Genomic DNA, 24,517 nt, shown 5'->3' on the forward strand with positions numbered 1-24,517 from the left:
ATGGGCGGCGCGGTCAACCAGGACGGCGCGTCGAACGGCATCACCGCGCCCAACGCCGACGCGCAGGCCGACCTCATCACCGACGCCCTCGCCGACGCCGGGGTCAGGGCCGAGCAGATCAGCTTCATCGAGGCGCACGGCACCGCGACCAGGCTCGGCGACCCGGTCGAGGTCAGCGGCATCGACCGGGCGTTCTCCCGGCAGACGGCGCGCAAGCAGTTCTGCGGCATCGGCACGGTCAAGACGAACATCGGCCACACGGACAACGCGTCCGGCCTCGTCGGGCTGGCCAAGCTCGTCCTGTCGCTCAAGCACCGCGTCCTCCCGGCGAGCCTCAACTTCGAGGAGCCGAACCGGAACATCGCGTTCGCGCAGACCCCGGTGTTCGTCAACGACCGGACCGTGCCCTGGTCCGACGACGACCGGGAGACGTTGTACGCGGGCATCAACAGCTTCGGGCTGAGCGGCACGAACTGCCACCTCGTCCTGCGCGGTGCGGACCCGCTCCCGGCCCGCGACAGCGCCGGGGCGGGCCCGTCCTGCTCGCTGCTGCCCCTCAGCGCCCGGAGCCCCCGGGCGCTGGCCAGGCTCGCCGAGCGCTACCGCGACTTCCTGCCGCGCCACGAGGTCGACCTCGCCGACCTCGCCTTCACCGCGTCGGTCGGCCGGCTGCACCACGGCGTGCGCGCCGCGTTCGTCTTCGGGAGCCGCGCCGAGCTGGACGCGCTGCTGGCGCGGTTCGTCGAGGACGTCGACGGCTCCGCCGACGACCCGGACGTGAGCCGGGGGTCGTTCCGCCTGGTGCCGGACGAGGGCGCGAAGCGCGAGCCGCACGACCTCACCCACGCCGAGCGCGACGGGCTGACCCGGGAGGCCGCGGCCGAGGCCGCCCCGACCGCCGACCGCGCGGCCCTGCGCCGGCTGGCGTCCCTCTACGCCCGCGGCGCCGAGGTCGACTGGCGGCGGGTCGCGCCCGAGGGGGCCCGCCGCACGTCGCTGCCCACCTACCCGTTCGAGCGGTCCCGGTGCTGGGTCGACCCGGTCGAGCGGGGCCGCCGGGGCCTGGTCGACGACGCCGAGGTCGTGCGCTCGCTGCGCCGCGACACCGTCGTGTGCCGGCTCGCCCCGGAGCGCCACTGGGAGCTGGCCGAGCACCGCATCCACGGCGTGGGCGTCCTGCCCGGCACCGGCCTGGTCGAGCTGGTCGTGTCGGCGGCCCGCCGGCTCGGCCTGTCCGGGGCCGGGGCGACGCTGCGCGACGTCTTCTTCGCCGCGCCGCTGGCGGTCGCCGACGGCGAGGAGAAGGAGGTGCACGTCATCTTCGAGGCCAGGGGCGACGTCAGCGCCGTCACCATCGCCAGCCGCGACGCCGGTGGTGACTGGCTGGAGAACGCGCGGGCCGAGCTGGTGCCCGACGCCGTGGCCGCGGCGGTCGCGCCGCTCGACGTCGAGGACCTGCGCCGGCGGTTGGACCGCCCGCTGCGCGAGCCCGAGGGCTCCGACCGCGCCAAGGGGCTGGACGTCAGCGACCGCTGGACCGCGACGCTGGGCGACGGGTGCTCCGACGAGGGCGCGACCGAGCTGCTCTACGAGTTCGAGCTGCCCCGGCGGTACCGGTCCGAGCTGGCCGACTACGTCCTGCACCCCTCGCTGTTCGACACGGTGGTCAACGCGCCCAGCAACGTCTACGACCAGGAGCGGCTGTACCTGCCGTTCTCGTACGGCGTCCTGACCGTCCGCGACTCCCTGCCCGCCCGCGTGCTCGCCCACTTCCGCAAGCGGCCCGAGTCCGTGGACGGCGCGCTGTACGCGTTCGACGTGACCGTGGTCGACCCGACCGGCCGGGTGCTGCTGACGGTGGACAACTACTGCGTCAAGTCGGCGGTCGACCTCGACGTGCGGGGGTCCGGCGAGTACGGCTACGCCCAGGGCTACCGGCCCGTCGCCCCGCCGGCCCCGCTGCGGCGGGGCGGCGGCACCGTCCTGCTCTGCGGCGACTTCGGCACCGCCCTCGACGGCGTGCGCGGCGAGCTGGAGTCCGCCGGCTACGACTGCGTCCCGCTGCCGGGCGCCGGGGACGCCGACGAGCGGGTGGGCGAGGGCCGCGCGTTCGCGTTCGGCGTGCTGGCCTGCCTGCCCGCCGGGGACGCCTCGCTCGCCGAGGCCACCGGCGAGCCGGTCGAACGGGCGCTGGACCTGCTCCGGCTCGTCTCGGACCGGCGGCTCGCGTTCGCGGACGGCCTGCTGGTCCTGACGCACAACGCGCTCGCGGTCACCGGCGACGAGACCTCGGTGAACCCCGGCCAGGCCGGGGTGCTCGGCCTGATGCGCGTCGCGGCGCTGGAGTACAAGGCCCTCGGCATCCGCTGCGTCGACAGCGACGAGCGCACCGCCCCGGCGGCGCTGGTGGCCGAGGCCACGGGCGCCGACCGGCCGCCGTTCCTGCTCTACCGGGACGGCCGGCCGCACGAGCCGCACGTGAAGCGGCAGCCGGTCCCGTCGCGGGACGGCGCGCGGGCGCCGCTGCCCGGTGACGGCGTGACCCTCGTGTCGGGCGGCACGGGCGACCTCGGCACCGCCGTGGCCCGGCACCTGGTGCGGCGCGGCGTGCGCAAGCTCGTCCTGTTGGGGTCCGACCGCGCGGACGCGACCCGCCCGGACTGGGCGGAGTTCGAGCGCGACCTGGACGTGTTCGAGGTCGTCCGGCTCGACCTGGGCGACGGGCGGGCGGTCGAGCGGACCGTGCGCGACCTCCGCGAGCGGCACGGCCGGATCTCCGGTGTCCTGCACCTCGCCGGGCGTCCCGGGGTCGGCTTCCTGGTCACGAAGGGCGTCGACGAGTTCCGGGAGGTGTACCGGCCCAAGGCGCTGGGCGCGGTGCACCTGCACGAGGCCACGCTGACCGACCGGCCCGACTACTTCGTCGCGTTCTCCAGCATCGCCGGGCTGCTGCTCGACCAGGGCCAGACCGACTACACGGCCGCGAACCTGGTGCTGGACAGCCTGGCCCAGCACCGCGACCGCGAGCGCCTGCCCGGCCTGAGCGTGCAGTGGCCCGCGTGGCGCGAGACGGGGATCGCCGAGCGCATGGGCGCGGCCGACGAGGACGAGCTGTTCCCGCCGCTGGACACCGCCGAGGCGGTGGACCTGCTCGACGCCCTCATGACGTCCGGCGCCCCCGCGCCGGTGCTCATGCCCGGCCGGATGCGGAAACCGACCCGGCAGGCGCCGCGCGAGGCGGACCGGGGCACGGGCGCGCGGGCCGTCGAGCTGCGCGGGCTGGACCCCGTCGGCGACCTCGAACGGGCCGTCGCCGGGATCTGGGCGGAGGCGCTCGACCTCGACGTGCTGGACGCGCACGAGGAGTTCGGCGACCTGGGCGGCAACTCGCTGCTCACGGCGCAGGTGCTCAAGCTCTACGACGAGCGCTACCCGGGCCTGGTCGACATCACGGACCTCTTCCGCTTCACCACCGTCGCCGCCCAGGTGGACTGCCTCAGGTCCAGGCTGCGCGTGGGCGAACCGGCCGACGCGGGCCCGCCGCCCGCCGCCGAGGCCGACGAGGGCGACATCGACAAGCTGCTGGACCTGCTGGAGCAGGGCGCGATCACGGTCGAGGAGACGGACACCAGATGGACAGCGTGAAGGATTTCATCCTCGAACAGTTCGTCAACAAGCAGATCGACCGCGACCGCACCAAGAGGCTGCTGCTCGAACTGTCGGGCGCCAACGCGCACGAGGACATCGCGGTCATCGGCCTGGCCGGCCGCTTCGCCGAGGCCACGGACGTCGACCAGTTCTGGGACTTCCTCAAGGTGGGCCGGGACTGCATCCGCGACTACCCCCGGTCGCGCAAGGAGGACATGTACGACGTCCTCCGCAACCCGTACTACGCGGAGGTCCTGCTGGGCCGGCCGGTCGCCGAGGCCGACCTCGACCGGCTCTACTCGGTGAGCGGGTACCTCGACCGCATCGACCACTTCGACTCGCGCTTCTTCGGCATCCCCCCGCTCGAAGCGGACTACATGGACCCGAACCAGCGCATCGCGCTGGAGGTGGCGTACGAGGCGCTGGAGAACGCGGGCTACGGCGGCGAGGCCGCGGTCGGGTCGCGGACCGGGGTGTTCCTCGGCCGCGACCAGTCGAACTACTCGTACTACCGCATGTTCTCCGAGCGCCACCCGATGCAGCTGTCCGGCTCCTGGGAGGGGATGGTCGCCAGCCGCATCTCCTACGTGCTCGACCTCAAGGGCCCCTGCGTCATGACCGACACCGCGTGCTCCGCGGGCAGCGTCAGCGTGCACCAGGCCATCCAGTCGCTGCTGCTCGGCGAGTGCGACATGGCGCTGGCGGGCGGCATCAACCTGTCCTCCGGCGGCGAGCCGAAGACCAGCTTCCTGTCCGGCGCGACGATGGACAACGTCGTCTCGGGCGACGACAGCGTGCGCACCTTCGACGCCCGCGCGAACGGCACGCTGTGGGGCGAGGGCGCGGGCATCGTGCTGCTCAAGCCGCTGCGCAAGGCGCTGGCCGACCGCGACCACGTGCGCGCCGTCATCAAGGGCTCCGCCATCAACAACGACGGCACGTCCAACAGCATCACCGCGCCCAACGCGCTGATGCAGGAGCGGGTCGTCCTCGACGCCTGGGCCAAGGCCGGCGTCCCGCCCGAGACGATCACGTACGTCGAGGCGCACGGCACGGGGACCGTGCTCGGCGACCCGATCGAGGTCAAGGGCCTGACCAACGCGTTCCGCCGGCACACCGACCGCAAGCAGTTCTGCGGCATCGGCTCCCTCAAGACCACGATGGGCCACATGGTGGCGGCCTCCGGGTCGGCCTCGCTGGCCAAGGTCGTGAAGTCGCTCGAATCCGGCCTGCTGGCGCCCTCGGTGAACTTCGAGGTGCCCAACCCGTACATCGACTTCACCGACGGCCCGCTGTACGTCAACGACCGGCTCGTGGAGTGGGACACCGGCGGCGAGCCCCGGCGGGCCGGGATCAGCTCGTTCGGCTTCATCCGCACGAACTGCCACATGGTCCTGGAGGAGGCGCCCCGGTACCGCGCCGAGCCGCAGCTGCGGGAGCGCTACTGCTTCACCGCGAGCGCGAAGACCGAGGCGGCCCTCACCGGGCTCCTGGACCGGTACGCGGCCGTGCTGGCGGACAGCCCGTGGTCGCTCGCCGACATCTGCTACACGTCCAACGTGGGCCGCGGCCACCACGAGCACCGCGTCGTGGTCGTCGCCGCGACGAAGGAGCAGCTGGCCGAGTCGGTCGACCGGCTGCGGGAGCGCGGCCCCGGCACCGACGAGCAGCGGGGCGTCTTCCACGGCGTGCACGCCGTCGTCAGCGACAAGAGGGGCGACCTGCGCCCCGGCGACATCACCGCGCAGACCGGCAAGCGGCTCTCCGACTCCGCCAACGCGAAGCTCGCCGAGTACCGCGCGCGGGGCGACCGCGCCGCGCTCACCGAGCTGGCGACCGCGTACGTCCGCGGCGCCCGCGTCGACTTCGCCGCGTTCTACGCCGACGAGCCGCGCCGCCGCGTGCCGCTGCCCACCTACCCGTTCGAGCGGACCCGCCACTGGGCCAAGCCCCTGCGGACGAGCGTGCGGGGCTTCGCCACCGCCGAGGCCAACCCCCTGCTGGGCGAGGAGGTCAGCCGCTCCGGGGCCGGGGTCGTGTTCGAGAACACGCTGTCGGTCGACCGGCACTGGGTGCTCTCCGACCACCGGATCGAGCGCCGGCCCGTGGTGCCGGGCACGACGTACCTGGAGATGGCGCGCGCCGCGCTGGCCGCCGTGGAGGACGCGCCGGCCGTGCGGTTCGAGAACGTGTTCTTCCTCGTGCCCCTCGCCGTCGAGGAGGGCGAGGGGGCGACCGTGCGCACCAGCCTGGAGCGGGTGGGGCACGGCTACTCGTTCCAGGTGGCCGGCTCGCGGGACGGCGAGTGGGTCGTGCACGTCGAGGGCCGGATCAGCGCGTCGCACGACGACGCCCCGGCGGACCCCGTCGACGTCGACGCCCTCAAGGCGGCGGCGGTCGAGGTGACCGACCCCTACCCCACCGAGACCGACACCGGCGTGTTCCAGTTCGGCCCGCGCTGGGACAACGTCCGGGCGGTGTGGAGGCACGAGACCGGCGCGCTGACCCTGCTGCGGCTGCCGGAGGGCGTGCCGAGCGAGACCTTCGGGCTGCACCCGGCCAAGCTCGACAACGCGGTGAACCTCATCTCGCAGAACAGCGGCGAGACGTTCCTGCCCTACGTCTACAAGGGCTTCGTGCTCCACCGGCCCATGCCGGAGACGTTCTACTCGCTGATCCGCACGGTCCGCGACGACAGCCGCGACGGCCAGACGATCACCTACGACGTGGACCTCCTCGACGTCGACGGCCGGCCGTTCGGGCGGATCACCGACTACACCGTGAAGAAGGTCGACTGGCGGCGGTTCGACCTGGCCGGGCCGCGCCGGTACCTGGAGGTCGAGTGGCTGCCCGTGCCCCGGCCGCGGGCCGACGTCGGCGCGCCCGCGGTGTGGGCACCGGTGGTGCTGGACACCGCGCGGGGCCGGCGGCTGGCCGCCGGGGTCGAGGCGCTCGGGCACCGGGTCGTGCCGTGCTACCTGGGTGAGCGGACCGACCCCGCCCGGCACGTGTACGCCCCCGACGAGCACGGCGCGGGCCTGCTCGCCGAGCGGCTGCGGCAGGAGGGGGTCGAGGGCGTGCTGTTCGCGACCGACTTCACCTCGCCCGACTCCACCGCGCCCGACGGGCCGACCGACCGGCGGCGGGCCACCGGCGTGGACGCCCTGTTCGAGCTGTACCGCGCCTTCGTGTCGCACCGGGTCAAGCTCCCGCACGGCCTGAAGGTGCTGGGCCGGGACGCCTGGCGGGTCGTGCCGGGCGACGGCGCCACCGACCCGCACTCCGCCGCCACCGAGGCGCTCGCGCTGGTGGTCGGGCAGGAGCACCGGCACCTGCTGGTGGACGTGGTGGACGCGAGCGCGGACGCGGACCTCGGCTTCCTCCTCCCCGAGGCCCTGAGCGGGGCCGGCGGCGTGCCGCGGGCCGTCCGGGGCGAGGAGACCCACCTGCGGCGCCTGCGGTACGCCGAGGTGGACCCGGAAGGGGTGGACCCGGAAGGGGTGGACCCGGAAGGGGTGGACCCGGAGGGGGAGGAGGCGGCCGGGCCGCTGTACGCGGGCGGGACGTTCGTGGTCACCGGTGGCGCGGGCGGGCTCGGGCTCGCCGTCGCCGAGGAGATGGCCCGCGAGGGCGCCGAGCGGATCATCCTGCTCGGCCGCAGGCCCCTGGACGAGACGACCGCCCGGCGCGTCGCGGGCATCGCCGCCGCCGAGCACGTCGTGTGCGACGTGTCGCGGGAGGCCGACGTGCGCGGGCTGGCCGAGCGGCTGCGGGAGGAGGACGTCACCCTCGACGGCATCGTCCACGCGGCGGGCGTGGCGGGCGACGGGTTCCTGGCCGGCAAGTCCCGCTCGACCTTCGACGCCGTGCTGGCCCCGAAGGTCGACGGGAGCCTGGCCCTGGTGGAGCTGGCGAAGGAGCACCCCGGCGCGTTCCTGGTGTTCTTCTCGTCCATCACCGCCATCACGGGCGGGCAGGGGCAGGGCGACTACTGCGCCGCCAACGCGTTCACGGACTCCCTGGCCGTGCGGGCGCGGGCCGAGGGGGTCCGCGCGCTGTCGGTCAACTGGCCGACGTGGTCCGAGGTCGGCATGGCCGTGCGGTACGGGGTCGGCGACGGCGACGCGCCGTTCCGCGCGCTCACCGTGAAGGACGGCCTGGCCTGGCTGGCGCACTTCCTGCGCCACCCGGCGGACGGCGTCGTCCCGGCCGCGTTCGACCTCGGGGTGCTGCGGGAACGCCTGGGCGAGATGCCCTTCCTGGTGGAGGACGCCGTCGCCGACGCCGTCGCGCGGGCGGGCACGGGCGCCCCGGCGACCGGTGACGGGGTGACCGAGGTGCGCCTCGTCGGCCTGTCCGACCCGAGCGAGACCCAGCTGAGGATCGGCGCCGTCTACGGCGCGGTGCTCGGCCTGGCGGAGGTCGACGTCCACGCCAGCTTCCAGGACCTGGGCGGCAACTCGCTGATGACGGCGCAGCTGCTCCAGAAGGTCGAGGACGTCTACCCCGGCCGCATCGACATCGCCGACCTGTACTCCTACGCGACCGTCACCAGCCTCGCCGACTACGTCGACGAGCGCATCGCGGCGGAGTCCGGGGCAGCGGGGTCCAAGGCGGCGGGGTCCAAGGCGGCCGGTGCCGGGGTGGCGGACCCCGGCGTGGACCGGTCGCTCCAGGACGTGCTGGAGGAGATCGGCGACGCCGAGCTGATGACCATGTTCGCCGCCGACGCCGACGGTGCCGGGAGGGCGCAGGCATGAAGCCGACCGCGGAGCTGAAGAAGGACCTGCTGCGGTACCTGCTCATGCAGGTGAAGCAGGAGGCGCTGGACGTCGACCGGGCGAAGGAGTTCATCCGCGCGATCGGGGACTCCGGCCGGGACGACGACCGCGTCGCCGTCATCGGCATGGCCTGCCGGTTCCCCGGCGCGCCGGACAAGGAGCAGTTCTGGCGCAACCTGGTCGACGGCCGCGAGTCGATCGGCGACTTCCCGCCGCTGCGGCTGGACGACCTGCGGCGGGTCGAGGGCGGCACCTCGGCCGTCCGCAAGGGCGGCTACCTCGACCGGGTCGACCTGTTCGACGCCGAGTACTTCGGCATCCCGCCGCACGTGGCGACGCAGCTCGACCCGTACCACCGCAACCTCCTCGAAGTGCTGGTCGAGACGATGGAGGACGCCGGGTACGCCAAGAGCGCGTTGTACGGGTCCAACACCGGCGTGTTCGTCGGCAACGACCACACGCACCGGCTGATCACGTCCTACCTGCCGTTCCTCTCGGAGCTGGACTTCTCGGCCATCACCGGCTCGTGGTCGGGCATCCTGGCCAGCCGCCTGTCGTACCTGCTCGACTTCCGCGGACCCGCCTCCGTCATCGACACCGGGTGCTCGTCCGGCCTGGTCGCGGTGGACGCGGCGATCAAGGCGCTGCGCGACGGCGACTGCGACACCGCGTTCGTCGCCGCGATCAACCTGTTCCTGTCGCCGTCCAGCCTCGGCAACGAGACCGAGTCCGCCGACCACCGGGTGCGGGCGTTCGACGCCGCGGCCGACGGCACGGTGTGGAGCGAGGGGGTGGCCGGGGTCTACCTCAAGCCGCTGTCGCGCGCGCTCGCCGACGGCGACCACGTCTACGGCGTGCTCCTCGGCAGCGCGGTCAACAACGACGGCCGCAGCAACGGCCTCACCGCCCCGAACGCGCAGGCGCAGAAGAACCTGCTGGTCAGCGCGTGGAAGCGGGCCGGCATCGCGCCGGAGTCGGTGTCCTACATCGAGGCGCACGGCACCGGCACGACCCTGGGCGACCCGATCGAGATCAAGGGGTTGACCAGCGCGTTCGCCGAGTTCACCGACCGCAGGCAGTTCTGCGCGCTCGGCTCGGTGAAGACGAACATCGGGCACGCGGTCGGCGCCGCGGGCCTGGCGTCGCTGATCAAGACCCTGCTGTGCCTGGAGCACCGGACCATCCCGCCGTCGATCCACTTCGACGTGCCGAACCAGCTCCTCGACCTGGTCACCGCGCCGGTCTACGTCGCCGACCGCCTCACCCCGTGGGAGGCCGCCGACACCCCGCGCCGGGCGGGCGTGAGCAGCTTCAGCCTCAGCGGGACGAACTGCCACGTGGTGCTGGAGGAGGCACCCGCCCGCGCGGCGGCCGACCGGACGGCGGCCGACCGCGCGCCCCGGCTCTACCCGATCTCGGCGCGCACCGAGGAGCTGCTGGCCCGGACCGCCGCGGCGCAGCTGGCGCACCTCGACCGCCACCCCGGGCACGACCTGGCCGACGTGTGCTTCACCATGCAGGTGGGCCGCGAGCACCAGGCGGTCCGCGCGGTCGTCCTGTGCGAGACCCGGGAGGGCCTGCGCGACGGGCTGCGGCGGCTGCTGGACCCGGCGCGGGCGGACGACTCGCCCCTGGTGGACGGCGGCCTCGTGCTGCGCGAGCCGCCGTCGTCCCCGCTCGGCGGCTCCCGGCACCTCGGCGACGCCGCCACCGCCTTCCTCGCGGGCCGCGCGCGGCCGTTCGCCGGCCTCGACCGGGACGCGGGCGTGCGGCGGGTGCCGCTGCCGCCCCAGCTGTTCCACCACGTGCGGCTGTGGGACGAGACCGTCCGGGCGCGGCCGGCGGCCGGCGTCGAGCAGCGGGCGTCGACCGACCCGGTCGACCTGCTCCGCGCGATCCTGGCGCGTCCCGCGCACCTCGACGGGCTCGACGAGTCGGCCGAGGACGCGGTGCCCCGCACGGTGATCGCCGGCGTGTGGTCCGAGGTCCTCGGCTACCCGGTCATCCGCGGCGCGGACGACTTCTTCGCCCTCGGCGGCGACTCCGTCTCGTCGGTGAAGATCACGCAGCTGCTCAACGCGGTGCTCGACCTCGACATCCCGCCGACCACGCTGCTGGCGACACCGTCGTTCGACGAGTTCGCGGACGCGGTGATCGGCGACTTCCGGCTGGACGAGCGGCTGGTCCGGTCGCGGCTGGCCGCCGCCCGCCCGGTCCCGGCGGCCGAGGTCGTCGAGTCCTACGAGCTGCCGCTGACCGCGTCGCAGCGCGGCATGTTCGTCTCCGGCCAGGTGGACGAGGACTCGGTGGCGTACAACGTCAGCGGCCTGACGATCCGCGCCGGCGCGCCCGACGTCGCCGAGCTGGAGGGGTGGCTGCGCACGCTGGTGCGGCGGCACGCCGGCCTCCGCTCGACGTTCCACCTGCGCGACGGGGTGCCGTTCCAGCGCGTGCACGAGGAGGTGCCGGTCGCCGTCGAGCACCGGCGGCTCGGCGCGCCCGCGGCGGGCGAGAACCACGAGGGCGCGGCCCGCCGGGAGATGGCGCGGTTCGTCCGGCCGTTCCGGCTCGACACCGCGCCGCTGTTCCGCGTCGGCTGCTTCGAGTTCGACGACGGCGTGTCCTGCGTGGCGATCGACATCCACCACATCGTCACCGACGGCACCTCGATGGGCATCCTGTTCCGCGACCTCGCCGCGATCGCCGCGGGGACGCCGCTGCCGCCGCTGCGCCGGGACCACCGCTCGGCGGTCCGCGGCCTGCTGGAGCGGCAGGGCGGCCCCGCCATGCGCCCGCACCGCGACTACTGGGTCTCCCGGTTCGCCGACGGCGCGCCGACGCTCCAGCTCACCACGGACCGGCAGCGGTCGGAGGCGGTCACCGCGGCGGGGGCGACGCTGTTCGCGTCCGTCGACGGGGAGCTGCTGGAGGCCGCCAAGCGCTGGGCGCGCGAGCACGACGTCACCCTCTACGTGGTGCTGCTGGGCGTCTTCCAGCAGCTGCTGTCCCGGCTGAGCGGGCAGGGCGACGTGGTGGTCGGCGCGCCGGTGATGGGTCGGCCCGACCTGTCCTACCAGGACCTCGTGGGCATGTTCGTCACCACGCTGCCCATCCGGGTCACCGCCGCGCCCACGACCCGGGTCGGCGATTTCGTCGCCGGTCTGCGCACGACCGTGCTGGAGGCCTTCGAGCACCAGGAGTACCCGCTGGAGTCCCTGGTCGAGGAGCTCGACCCACCGCGCGTTCCCGGCCGCCGCCCGCTGTTCGACGTCTGCTTCGTGCACCAGAACACCGACATGGGGCTGGAGCCCGACGACGAGCGGGTCGTCCCGTTCGACGACGGCAGCGCCAAGTACGACATCACGCTCAGCACCAGGGAGGCCGACGGCGCGCTGCTGCTGGAGTGGGAGTACTCCACCGCGCTGTTCCGCGAGGAGACCGTGGCGCTCTACGCGGAGCGCTACGCGACGCTGCTCGCCTCGTTCGTCACCGCCGCGGACGACGACCCGGTGGGCGCGCTCGACCTGCTGCCCGCCCGGGAGGCCGAGCTGATCCGGGCGTTCGCGACGGTCGAGGCGCCGCCGGTGGACGACCGGGGCATCGCCCGGCTGTTCGAGGAGCACGTCGCGGCCGACCCGGACCGGACGGCGCTGATCACCGACGACCAGCGCCTGTCCTACGGGGAGCTGAACGCCAGGGCCAACCGGGTCGCGCACGGCCTGCTCCGGCTGGGGGTGACGCCAGGCTCGCCGGTGGCGCTGCTCGTGGACCGCTCGGCCGACCTGGTCGTCGCCGTCCTCGGCGTGCTGAAGGCGCGGTGCTACTACGTGCCGCTGAACACCGACTTCCCCGTCGAACGCCTGCGGGTGATGGTGGAGGACGCGGGCGCCGGCACCCTCCTCACGACCGCCGCGCGCAGCGAGCAGGCCGCGGAGCTGATCTCCGAGCGGCTCCGCGTCGCGGACGTCGGGGCGCTCGCCGGGTCGAACGCCGGCAGCCACGACCCGGACCTGCCGGGCAGCAGCGCCGACGAGGTCTACGTCATGTACACCTCGGGCACCACCGGCGTGCCGAAGGGGTCGGTGATCCGGCAGCGGAGCGTGCTGCGCGTGGTCCACCGGTCCGTCTTCCACGCCGCCGACCCGAGCGACGTGTTCCTCATGATCTCGGACTACTCGTTCGACGGCTCCGTCTACGACCTGTTCGGCGCGCTGACCAACGGCGCGGCGCTCGTGCTGCTGGACAAGGAGTCCGTGCTGGACCTCGACCGGCTCGGCGCCGCGATCGAGCGGCACGGGGTCACCCGCTTCTTCATCACCACGGCGATGTTCAACGCGGTGGTCGACCACGTGCCGGGCTCGCTCGGCAGCGTCCGCAAGGTCGTCTTCGGCGGGGAGATCGCCTCGCCGGTGCACGTGAAGCGGGCGTTCGACCTGCTGGGGCCCGGCCGGATCGGCCACGCCTACGGCCCGACGGAGACCACGGTCTTCGCCACCGTGCACACGCTCGACGCGCTGGACCCCGACGACGCCGTCCCGATCGGCAGGCCCGTCAACGACACCTCGCTGTGGGTGCTCGACGAGCAGCGGCGGCCGGTGCCGATCGGCGTCAGCGGCGAGCTGTACATCGGCGGCGCGGGCGTGGCCGACGGGTACCTCAACAAGCCCGAGCTGACCGCCGAGCGGTTCGTGCACGTGCCGGCGGTGCCGGGCGAGCGGCTCTACCGGACCGGCGACATCGTCACCTTCAAGAGCAACGGGCTGCTCTACTACACCGGGCGCGTCGACCAGCAGGTCAAGCTCAGGGGCTACCGCATCGAGCTGGCCGAGGTCATCCAGGTCGCCCTCGACGAGCCCTACGTCCGCTGGGCGCACGCCGGCCTGCACGAGACCGCGGGGGGCGGCCGGAGCCTGTGCCTCTGGGTGGGCTACCAGGAGGGCCGGGAGCACGACGAGCCGGTGCTGCGCGCGGCGTTGGCGCGGCGACTGCCCGACTACATGGTGCCGTCCTTCATCGTCCGGGCGGACGAGCTGCCGCTGAACGCCAGCGGCAAGGTCGACGTGGCGGCGCTGCCGAAGCCCGACTTCACGGCCGGCGCGTCGGCCGCGATGCCGGCGACCGACTCGCTGCGGGTGCTCGCCGACGCGTGGCGGCACGTGCTGGGCGTCCCGGTGGACGACATCGACGCGAACTTCTTCGCGCTGGGCGGCGACTCGATCAAGGCGATCCAGATCGTGGCCCGGCTCAAGGAGCGGGACGTCCCGGTCCGGGTCGCGGACCTGCTCGGCAACGCGACCCTCCGGACGCTGGACGAGAAGCTGGCCGGGGCCGCCGACGCCGGGTCCGGGCCGGGTGCGTACGACCCGGCGCCGCTGTCCGGCCCGATCACGCCGAGCGCGGTCCAGCGGGCGTTCCTCGACGACCCGGCCGACCTCGACCGGGTGTTCACCCAGTGCCTGCTGGTCACGCCGACCGAGCCGACGACGCTCGACCTGCTGGTGCGGGCCGCCGAACGGCTCGCGCGCCACCACGACCTGCTGCGCGTCGAGGTGGACGACCGGGGCGGGCTGAGCCTGCGGGACGTCGACGCGCCGTCGCTCGTGCACGGCGAGGAGGCGCCGGACGGGCTGTCCGGGGCGGACCTCGCGGAGTACCTGAGGACGGTGCAGGCCCGGGTGGGCGTGCGGGGCGGCCCGGTCGTCGGCCTGGCCGCCGGGCTGGGGGAGGGGCGCCGGCAGTTCGCAGTCGCCATCCACCACCTGGCCGTGGACGTCGTGTCGTGGGGCGTCCTGCTGGAGGACCTGCTCACCTGCCTCGCGCACCCCGACGCCGTGCTGCCGGCCAAGACCATGCCGTTCCCGGCGTGGACCGCCGAGGTGGAGCGGCGCGCGCGGGACGGCGCCTTCCGCCCGCAGCTGCCCTACTGGCTCGACCTGGCCCGCGCCGCCGGCGACGCGGGCGAGGTGTTCGAGGAGGGCGGCCTGAAGCGGTCCGAGACCGCCGCGACGGTCGTCCGGCTGGCCGAGACCGACGACTTCTCGTTCCTCGACGCCGCCCGGGAGGCCCACGGCGCGAGCGCCGCCGAGACCGTCCTCGCCGTCGTGGCGCGCGCGCTGGCCTCGGTGACCGGCCGGGACCGGGTGCTGTTCACCCTGGAGGGGCACGGCCGCGAGCCCATCGCGGGCGACCACGACCTCAGCCGGACGGTGGGCTGGTTCACCAGCACGTTCCCGCACCTGGTCGAGGTCGCGCCCACCGTCGAGGACACCCTGGACGCCGTGCGGCGCTCGTTCGAGCGGCTGCCGGACAAGGGCGCCGGGTTCGGCCCCCTGCTCCGGTTCGACACCGGCCTGGGCGGGGACCGGGACGCGCTGGCCGCGGTCCGACCGCGGGTCTGCTTCAACTACCTGGGTGGCCAGGACGGCACCGACGGCATCGCCGTCACCCACCTCCCGGCGGACATCACCACCGACGCGGAGCTGCGCTCACCCCACGTCCTCGACGTCGTCGCGTCCCGCAGCGGCCGGGACCTCCTGGTCGAGGTGCGCCACCCGCGCACGTGGGAGCGGAGCGGCGTGGCCGGGCGGGTCGCGGCGGCCGTGGACAGGTCGTTCCACGAGGTCCGCGACGCCCTGCGGTCCGCCGCGCCGCGCGGCTTCCGGGTGTCGTCGCCGATCCACCGGGACGTGCTCGCCGACATCCTGCTGGACGTCGCGGGCGGGGACCGATCGGCGCCATGACGACCACCGCACCCCAGCACGGGCCCGCCGGCCACCACGACCCGATCACCGCGTCAGGGCGAAGCAGAGAGCCTGGTTCATGATTGACAAAGACAACATCGAGTCCATCTCCGGTCTGGCCGCGATGCAGGAGGGCATGCTCTTCAGCCACGCGGTGGACACGGGCTCGGACGCCTACGTGGAGCAGTTCGACTTCGCGATCGCGGGCGAGGTGGACGCCGGGCACATGCGCGCGGCGCTCGCGGGCGTGTCCCGGACCTACAGCGCCCTGCGCACGATCTTCTCCTACCGCAACACCGACGAGCCGTACCAGGTCGTGCTGAAGGAGTGGGCGCCGGACCTCGACGTCCGCGACTACCGCGACCGGCCCGACCTCGACCGCGACGTCGAGGAGTTCAAGGTCGCCGACCGCGCGAAGGGGTTCGACCTCAGCGCGGACGTGCTGCTGCGGGCGACCCTGATCCGGGTCGGCGACCGGCGCTGGCGCCTGGTGTTCACGTTCCACCACATCATCCTGGACGGCTGGTCCCTCGGCCCGCTGTTCGCGACGCTGATGGGGTACTACGAGGAGCTGACCGGCACCGGCTCGTTCCGGCCGAGGACCGAGGCGCTGCCGTACCGCGACTACATCGCGTGGCACGAGCGGCGGCGCGGCGAGGACGCCCGGCGGTACTGGGCGGAGGTGCTCGACGGCTACGAGGACGCGGCCGTCCTGCCCGCCGACCCGCGCCCCGGCGGCTACCGGGGGGCCGCGCACCGGTTCACCCTCCCCGCCGGGCTGCACGACGGGCTGAAGCGGTTCGCGCAGGAGACCGGCGTGACGCAGAGCGCCGTCTTCCAGGCCGCCTGGGGCGTCGTGCTGCAGAAGTTCAACTACGCCGACGACGTCGTCTTCGGCAGCGTCGTGTCCGGTCGCGGCTCCGAGCTGGCCGGCATCGGCGACGCGGTGGGGTTGTTCGCGAACACGCAGCCGGTCCGCGTGACGACCGCGGCGGACCAGGACTTCGCCGGGCTGTGCCGCGACGTGCAGGAGTCCTACCTGCGGGCCAGCGCCTTCGAGGACTACGCCCTGCACGACGTGCAGGGCGTCACCCCGCTGAAGAACAAGCTCCTCGACCACGTGGTCGCCTTCGAGAACTACCCGCTGTCCGAGCAGCTGCGCGACTTCGGCGGCGACACGGGCGAGGGGATCGCGTTCGAGGGCGTCGAGGTCTTCGAGCGGACCAGCTACGACCTGCACGTCGTGGTCAACCCCGGCCGCGACTTCGCGGTCACGTTCGCCTACAACGCGAACCACTACGCGCCGGAGCTGGTCCGGGAGCTGGAGCGCTGCCTCGTGCGCGTGTTCACGGCGGTCGCGGCCGACCCGCGGGTGCTGGTCGCGGACCTCGCGCTCGGTGTCGGCCGGGCGGAGGACGCCCCGGCCGAGTCCGGTTCGGCGGTGCCGGGCTCGACCGCGCCGGGTTCCACCGCACCGGGTTCGGCGGCAGCGGGTCCGTCCATCCTGGACTCGTCCGTGGTGGACGTGTTCGCCGGCGTCGTCGCGACCCACGGCGACAAGACCGCCCTCGTGTGGCGGGGCAGGGAGTACAGCTACGCGGAGCTGGACCGCTGGTCCGACTCGGTCGCCTGGGAGCTGGGGGAACGGGGCGTCGTCCCCGGCACGGCGGTCGGCGTGCTCGTGGACCGCCGCCCGGAGCTGCTCGCGGCGATCCTCGGCCTGCTCAAGAACGGCAACTCCTACGTCCCGATCGACACCAAGGACGCCGGGCCCAGGATCGGGCACATCGTCGCCGACGCGGGCGTGGAGCACCTCTGCACGGTGCCGGAGCACGCCGACAAGGCGCCGGCGTCGTCCCGGGTGCTGCTGGTCGCGCAGCTCCCTCCGGCCGACGTGCCGCCGTTCCCGCGGCGGCGCAACCTCAACGCCGCCACCGCCTACCTCATGTACACGTCGGGTTCCACCGGCAACCCCAAGGGCTGCCGCATCACCCACCGCAACATCCTGCGGCTGGTCGCCGACCAGGAGTTCTTCGACTTCCACGACCGCCAGGTCGTCATGTTCACCGGCTCGCCCGCGTTCGACGCCAGCACGTTCGAGATCTGGGGGACGATGCTGTTCGGGGCGACCCTGGTGCTGGCCGACGAACTCGACGTGCTCGACGGCGACCTGATGCGCGACATGGTCAAGCGCCACCAGGTGACGGGCATGTGGCTCACGTCGCCGCTGTTCAACCAGCTGTGCGCCTACGACCCGGCGATCTTCGACCGGCTCGACCACCTCCTCGTCGGCGGCAGCGCGCTGTCCGTCCGGCACCTGGAGCGGGTCCGCGACGCCTGCCCGGACCTGCGGATCACCAACGGCTACGGCCCCACCGAGAACACGACGTTCTCCACGACGCACGAGATCCGCGCCGAGGACCTGCGCCGCGAGCGCGTCCCCATCGGGCGACCGCTGGCGCACTCCTCGGCCCACGTGCTGGACCGGGGCCTGAACCCCCTGCCGCCCGGCGCGGTCGGCGAGCTGTGCGTGGGCGGCGACGGCGTGTCGACCGGCTACCACAACCGGCCGGACCTCGACCTCACGAGCTTCGTCACGGTGCCCGCGCTGCCCGGTCGCCGGCTCTACCGGACCGGCGACCTGGTCCGCGAGCTGCCCGACGGCACGCTCGACTACCTCGGCCGCGTCGACGACCAGGTCAAGATCAGCGGCTTCCGGGTCGAGCTGGGCGAGGTCGAGAGCGTGCTGAGGTCCCTCGACCACGTCGAGGACGCCGCCGTCGTCTGCGTCGAGGTGGACGGGGAGAAGAGCCTGCGCGGCTACTACGTCTCCCGCGAGCCGGTCGCGCCGGACGCGGTGCGGCAGGCGATGGTCAAGCTGGTCGCCCCGTACGTGGTGCCCGCGGCCCTGGTGCGGCTCGACCGCATCCCGCTGAACAAGAGCGGCAAGGTCGACCGGGCGCGGCTGGCGGAGATCCGCCCCGAGCCGGAAGCCCGCCGGGAGGCGCCGGACCTCGGCCCGGCGTCCGGCGCGGCGCGGGTCCTCTTCGACATCATCGCCGACCTGGTCCCCGCCGAGTCCATCGACGTCGACCGCAACTTCTTCGACCTGGGCATCAACTCGCTCAACCTGCTCACGATCAACAACCGGCTGCGCAAGGCGCTGGACCGCAACGTGCCGCTGGTGCAGTTCTTCCAGCACACGTCGATCGCCTCGCTCGCCGCCTACCTCGACGGCAGGACCGGCGCCGACGAACCCGGGGTCCGACCCGACGAGACCGGACCCGAGGACGCCTTCGCCGAGCAGGAGGAGGAAGAGCGGGCCTTCAGCGCCGGCGCGCTGCTGCGGGAGATCGCGGACGAACTCGCCGAGGAACTGGCCGAGGAGCTGGCCGCCGAGCTGGGAGAGGAGTTCTGACCATGCCGGACAACAAGGCCGTCAAGCGCCGGGAGACCGGGCTGGAGATCGCCGTCATCGGCATGGCCGGCCGGTTCCCGCAGGCCGAGGACGTCGACCGGTTCTGGGCCAACCTGGTCGAGGGCGTCGAGGCCGTCTCCCGCTTCACCGACGACGAACTGCTCGACGCGGGCGTGACCCGGGCGGCGCTGGACGACGCGAACTACGTCCGGGCCAAGGGGGTGTTCCCGCACGTCGAGCACTTCGACGCGGAGTTCTTCAGCTACGCCCCCGCCGACGCGACGTTGATCGACCCCCAGGTCCGCGCCCTGCACGAGGAGGTCTTCCACGCCCTGGAGGACGCGGGCTACTCGGCGGAGGGGCGGCCCGAGGCCATCGGCCTCTTCCTCGGCGCGACGAACAACCTCGCGTGGGAGACGCACACCCTGACCAGGCACATCCTGGAGTCGGGGATGACGTTCACCGGCATGCAGCTCAACGACAAGGACTTCGCCGCCACCCGGATCGCGTACGCCCTGGACCTCAAGGGCCCCGCGTTCACCCTGCACACCGCGTGCTCGACGTCGCTGGTCGCCATCGACGTGGCGTGCCGCAACCTGTGGACCGGGGCGTGCCAGATCGCGCTGGCGGGCGGGAGCGGGCTGACGCTGCCGCACAAGAACGGGTACCGCCACCAGGAGAACATGATCCACTCGCCGGACGGGAGCTGCCGCCCGTTCGACAAGGACGCGGGCGGCACCGTCGAGGGCAACGGCGTCGGCGTCGTGGTGCTCAAGCGCCTGGAGACCGCGCTCCGGGACGGCGACCACGTCCACGCGGTGATCAAGGGCTCGGCGGTCAACAACGACGGCAACCGCAAGGTCGGCTACACCGCGCCGAGCATCGAGGGACAGGCCGAGGTCATCCGCAAGGCGTACCGCGTCGCCAACGTGCCCACCGCCGAGGTGTCCTACGTCGAGACCCACGGCACCGGCACCGCCCTCGGCGACCCGATCGAGGTCGAGGCGCTGCGCAAGGCGTTCGGGGCGGGGTCGCCGGGCTCGACGGGCATCGGCTCGCTCAAGGCGAACATCGGCCACCTCGACACCGGCGCGGGCGTCGCCTCCCTGATCAAGACCTGCAAGATCCTCGAACACCGGACCGTGCCGCGGAGCCTGCACTTCACCGAGCTCAACCCGAACATCGACCTCGACGGCAGCCCGTTCTACGTCGTGGCGGAGAAGCAGGAGCTGCGGCCGAAGCGGTCGGCGGACGACGAGGTCCTGCCGCTGCGCGCGGGCGTCAGCTCGTTCGGCATCGGCGGCACCAACGCCCACGTGGTGCTGGAGGAGGCGCCCCCGGCGCGGCCGGTCTCGGGCAAGGGCCGGGCGCACAACACGCTCGTCGTGTCGGGCACGTCCGAGGACGCGGTCCGGCGGATCAAGCGGAACCTCGTGGACCACCTGGCGGCGCACCCGGACGTCGACGGCGCGGACCTGGCGTGGACGCTCCAGAACCGCCAGCGCCGCCTCGCCCACCGCTACGCCGTGGCGTTCGGGGACGTCGGGCAGCTCCGCGAGCGCCTCCAGGAGTCGCTGGACGCGGAGGAGCCGTCCGCGCGCGTCCACAAGAACGCGCGCGGCGACGTCCACTTCCTCTTCAGCGGCCTGGGCGCGCAGCACCCGCGCATGGCCCGCGACCTCTACGAGAAGGAGCCCGCCTTCCGGGCGCACCTGGACGAGTGCTTCACGATCAGCACCGCCCTGGGCAGCGAGGTGCCCCGCGAGGTCTTCTTCGGCGACTCCCCGGAGACCGGGGCGCGGCTGAACAACATCGAGACCACGCAGGTCCTGCTGTTCATGCTGGAGACCTCGATGGCGCGCACGCTCATCGGGTGGGGCCTCAAGCCCAAGGGCATGGTCGGGCACAGCACCGGTGAGCTGGCGGCGGCGTGCGTGGCCGGCGTGTTCTCGCTGGAGGACGGCATCCGCCTCGTCCAGGCGCGGGGCAGCCTGATGGACACCACGGTCGAGGGCGCGCTGACCTCCGTGCGGGCGCCCGAGGACGTCGTCCGGTCCATGCTGACCGACGAGCTGGCCGTCGCCGCGGTGAACGGCCCGGCGGACTGCACCGTGTCCGGCACCCCGGCGGCCGTCGCCGAGCTGGAGCGGCGGTGCGCCGAGCGGGGCGTCGAGTTCGCGCACGTCGAGGCCGACCACGCCTACCACTCGCAGTACATGGATTCCATGCTCGGCCGGTTCCGCGAGGTGCTGGAGGGGGTGACCCTGCACCCGCCGAAGATCCCGTACGCGTCGAACGTGACCGGGGCGTGGATCACCACCGCGCAGGCCACCGATCGCGACTACTACTGCTCGCACGCCCGCGAGACGGTCCGGTTCAAGGACGGCGTCGAAGCGGTCCTGGAGCGGGGCGGAACCCTGTTCGTCGAGGTGGGGCCGGGGAAGTCGCTGTCGTCGTTCGTGCGCGCCATCGGCCGCGACGCCGGCGTCACCGCGATCAACGCGCTGCGCCACCGGTTGGAGGCGGTCGGGGACGACGAGCACCTGGCGCGCGCGGTCGGGAAGCTGTGGGAGAACGGCGTCCCGCTGGACTGGAAGGCGTTCCACCGGGGCCGCGAGCCGCGCAAGGTGAAGCTCCCGCTGTACCCGTTCGAGAGGGTCGAGTACCCGGTCGACGTCGAGGAGTTCCAGCGGCTGCTGGACGGCCCGTCCGGGGGCGGCACGCGCGCCGTCGCCGTGCGGCCCGCGCGGCAGGCCGTCACGGGGACCGTCGTCCACGCGCCGGCGCCGGCCTCGTGGCTGACCTGGTCGCGATCCGTGCGCCCCTCCTCGACCGGCAAGGAGCAGCCGAGGGTCCTGGTCGTGCTCACCGACGACCGCCGCCGGCTCAAGCGCGTGCTGGACGGGGTCGCGCACTGGCGGGCGCTCTACGTCTCGTCCGGTCCGGCGTACCGGTTCGACCGGCAGTCCGGCGCGGTGGTCCGTCCCGGCCACGAGGACGACCTCCGGCGGCTGCTGGACGACCTGGAGCGGCACGCCCTCGCGGGCGACACGATCGTGGTCGACCGCGCGGACCACGCGTCGGCGGTGGCGACCCTGCGCGGGCTCTGCGCGGCCGTCCCCGACATGCGGGAGCGGTGCGTGAAGGACGTCGTGGTGCTGGACACCGGCGACTTCCTGGCCACCCGCGGCGACTTCCTGCCGCTGCTCATCGGCGTCAACCACGAGCACCCGGGGTTCCGGGTCAGGGCCGTCCGGTGCGACGCGCCCCTCGCCGACCGCCGCGGCGGGGAGGTGTGGCGCGAGTGCCTGCGCGCGGAGCTGGAGGCGCACCGGCCCGACGACGTCGCGGTCCGCTACGAACGGGGCCGGCGGCTCGTGCCCAGGGCGGTACCGCTGGACGGCGGCCACCCGGCGCCCGGTCGGCCCGCGCGGACGGTCGTCCTGAGCCGCACCCGCGACGTCGAGGGCGTGGTGCGGGACCTGGCGGGCGCGCACACCGCCCGGACCTTCGACGTGCTGCCGTTCGACCTGGGCGCGGACGGCCCGCCGACGCGGGTCGGGCCGGTGGACGAGCGCGTCACCGTGCTGCCCGCGGTCGTCGGGTCGACCTGGGAGGCGTTGTCCGCCCGGCTGTCGGCGGGCGTGCGCGCGCTGCCGGGGGTCGACGAGGTCGTGCTGTGGGACGCGCCCGCCCGGGGGGCCGGCCCCGACGGCGTGGACCGGCGCGCCCTGCTGGGCCTGGTGGCGGGACTGGGCCGCGAGCGGCGCGTCCCGTGCCACGTGCTGTCCCGGCCGGGGCTGGACCGCGGTGGGTGGGACAGCGACGTCACCACCTGGTTCGCCGGGAACGAGGACGACGGCGCGAGCGCCGGCCTCACCCGGCTCTACTCGTTCGCGGCGGTGCAGGAGGACGGCCGGTCGGTGCTGGACCTGCTGCCCCGGGTGCGCGAAGCGGGCATCGGCACGGCCTACCACGGGCTCGACCCCCTGCGGGCGCAGGCGGCGGCCAAGGTCGTCGACGTCGAGGACGAGCCGGACCGCGGCGACGAGCGGCAGGCGATCGCGGCCGTGGTCGAGCGCGAGGTCCGGACGCTGCTGGGCTTCAGCGAGATCGACGAGCGCGCCGACATCTTCGACATCGGCCTCGACTCGGTGAAGCTGGTGCAGTTCACCAACGCCCTGGAGAAGAACGGCTACAAGGTCCTCGCCAACGAGGTCTACAACCACCCGACGGTCGCCGGGCTCGCCGCCTTCATCGAGCGGACGGCCAGGCGCGGCGGTGCGGAGGACCTGTCGTTCGACGGCCTCGCGGCGGTGCTGGAACAACGCCTCGGCACGCCCTGCGCCTTCCGCGAGGTGAAGTCGGGGCGGGACGAGGACGCGCTCGTCGTGCTCTTCGTGACCGGGCTGGACGACGCGCTGAAGAAGAGGGTCGTCCGGGAGTTCGGCGAACTGCGGGTGCCCGCGGAGTTCGTGCCCCACTACGTCGTCCCGGCCGGCGGGGAGGAACTCGGGACGGCGTTGGACTTCGCCACGCTGAAGGCGAGCGCGGGCCTGCCGTCCCACGACGGCGGCTACTCGGAGGTCTTCGACGAGATCGACCGCCGGCAGGAGGAGCTGCGCCGGTCCATCGGGGCCCGGCCGGTGAAGTGGACGTACCCGATCAGCGCGATGCAGAAGCAGCACTTCGCCACCGAGTCGCGCCTCCAGCTCTACCTGATCCAGTTCCACGACCTCGTCGACCTCGACGTCCTCCAGCAGGCGCTGTGCGACGTCATCGGGCGGCACGGGCTCATGCGCAGCTTCCTGAGCCGATCGTTCGGGCGCTTCCGGTGGAAGGAGTTCGAGGCGCCGGAGACCATCGCCCTGCCGCGGCTGGACCTGTCCGGCCTGGAGCCCCGCGAGCAGGAGGAGCTGCGGGCGGAGCTGGTCAAGCGCGAGTGGAACATGGACTTCAAGGTCGTCGACAAGCCGATGTACCAGGTCGTCCTGATCAAGTACAACGACCGCTCGCACGACCTGCTCTTCCAGTTCGACCACTCGATCTTCGACGCGGCGTCCGGCCAGCTGTTCCGGGGCGACCTGCTCAAGCGCTACGAGGAGCTGACGGCGGGCACGGGGCGGGCGATGCCGATCGCCAAGAGCTACCGGCACCTCCAGGACCAGATCGCCAAGGGCCCGGTCGGCATCACCCCGGACGAACTGATCGAGAAGTTCGACCTTGTCGACTACGTCCGGTATGCGAAGATCATTCAGGAGAAGTCCGCCCGGTTCGCGAACAGCCGCATCCGGGACGTCCGCTACTCCCTCGACCTGGACCGGCTCCGGGCCGCCGACGGCACGGAGGTCGACCTGTTCTACCTGGTCGTGCACCTCTACGCCCGAGTGGTCTCCCGCCTGCTCGGCATCGACAAGGTGGCGCTGATCATGCTGTTCCAGTCGCGCGTGTTCGAGGACGAGGACTACTCCGAGGTCATGGGGATGGTCCTCGGCAGCCTGCCCGTGCTGGTGCCCGGGGAGCGCGACACGATGCGCGACCTCGACGGGATCATCACCGACAAGGTCCGCATGATGAACAAGAACAACGTCAGCTTCCTCAACCTGGTCCAGAGCTTCCGGTCGATCGTCAAGCACCGGAAAGTCCTCTCGGTGATGGGCAAGACGCTCCGGCCGACATGCCTGCTGAACTTCGTCGGAAACGTCGAGGACGAGTACGACGCGATTTGGGACATGACGCTCGCGCAATTGTCCGACGACCAGGGGAAGCTGGACTACGCGGACTGCTACGGCGTGTCGAAAGTCGGCAACGGGCGATTGGACCTGCTCGTCCTGAGCAAGTGGGTGGACGATCCGGACGATATCGTGCGAATTCTGGATGACGAAGTCGAGTATTTGACCAGGCGTGTCGACGCAGGGTGATACGTTAAT

The 24,517-nt window shown here is 73.2% G+C and carries 5 protein-coding genes (1 of these 5 only partly in view); all 5 read left to right on the forward strand.

Features of this window, described 5'->3' with window-relative positions:
- On the forward strand, positions 1 to 3,645 hold the 3' portion of the coding sequence (locus ACR807_RS00050; RefSeq protein WP_438919050.1) for an SDR family NAD(P)-dependent oxidoreductase. The gene continues 909 nt to the left of window position 1, outside the view; the window shows 3,645 of its 4,554 coding nt (coding positions 910-4,554); the start codon falls outside the window, past its left edge; its stop codon occupies positions 3,643 to 3,645.
- Entirely contained in the window at positions 3,633 to 8,408 is a 4,776-nt protein-coding gene (locus ACR807_RS00055; RefSeq protein ID WP_438919051.1) for an SDR family oxidoreductase, read from the forward strand. The genes ACR807_RS00050 and ACR807_RS00055 overlap by 13 nt, the downstream gene beginning before the upstream one ends.
- Positions 8,405 to 15,169, forward strand: a complete 6,765-nt coding sequence (locus ACR807_RS00060) for a non-ribosomal peptide synthetase (protein ID WP_438919052.1) — start codon at positions 8,405 to 8,407, stop codon at positions 15,167 to 15,169. The genes ACR807_RS00055 and ACR807_RS00060 overlap by 4 nt, the downstream gene beginning before the upstream one ends.
- A 79-nt stretch (positions 15,170 to 15,248) precedes the next feature.
- Positions 15,249 to 18,587, forward strand: a complete 3,339-nt coding sequence (locus ACR807_RS00065; RefSeq protein WP_438919053.1) for a non-ribosomal peptide synthetase — start codon at positions 15,249 to 15,251, stop codon at positions 18,585 to 18,587.
- A 2-nt stretch (positions 18,588 to 18,589) separates the two neighbouring features.
- Positions 18,590 to 24,508: a beta-ketoacyl synthase N-terminal-like domain-containing protein gene (locus ACR807_RS00070; RefSeq protein WP_438919054.1), complete on the forward strand. Its 5,919-nt coding sequence runs from the start codon at positions 18,590 to 18,592 to the stop codon at positions 24,506 to 24,508.
- Positions 24,509 to 24,517 lie beyond the last annotated feature (9 nt).

The organism is Saccharothrix sabaoui (assembly GCF_051756985.1).
Classification (GTDB): domain Bacteria; phylum Actinomycetota; class Actinomycetes; order Mycobacteriales; family Pseudonocardiaceae; genus Actinosynnema.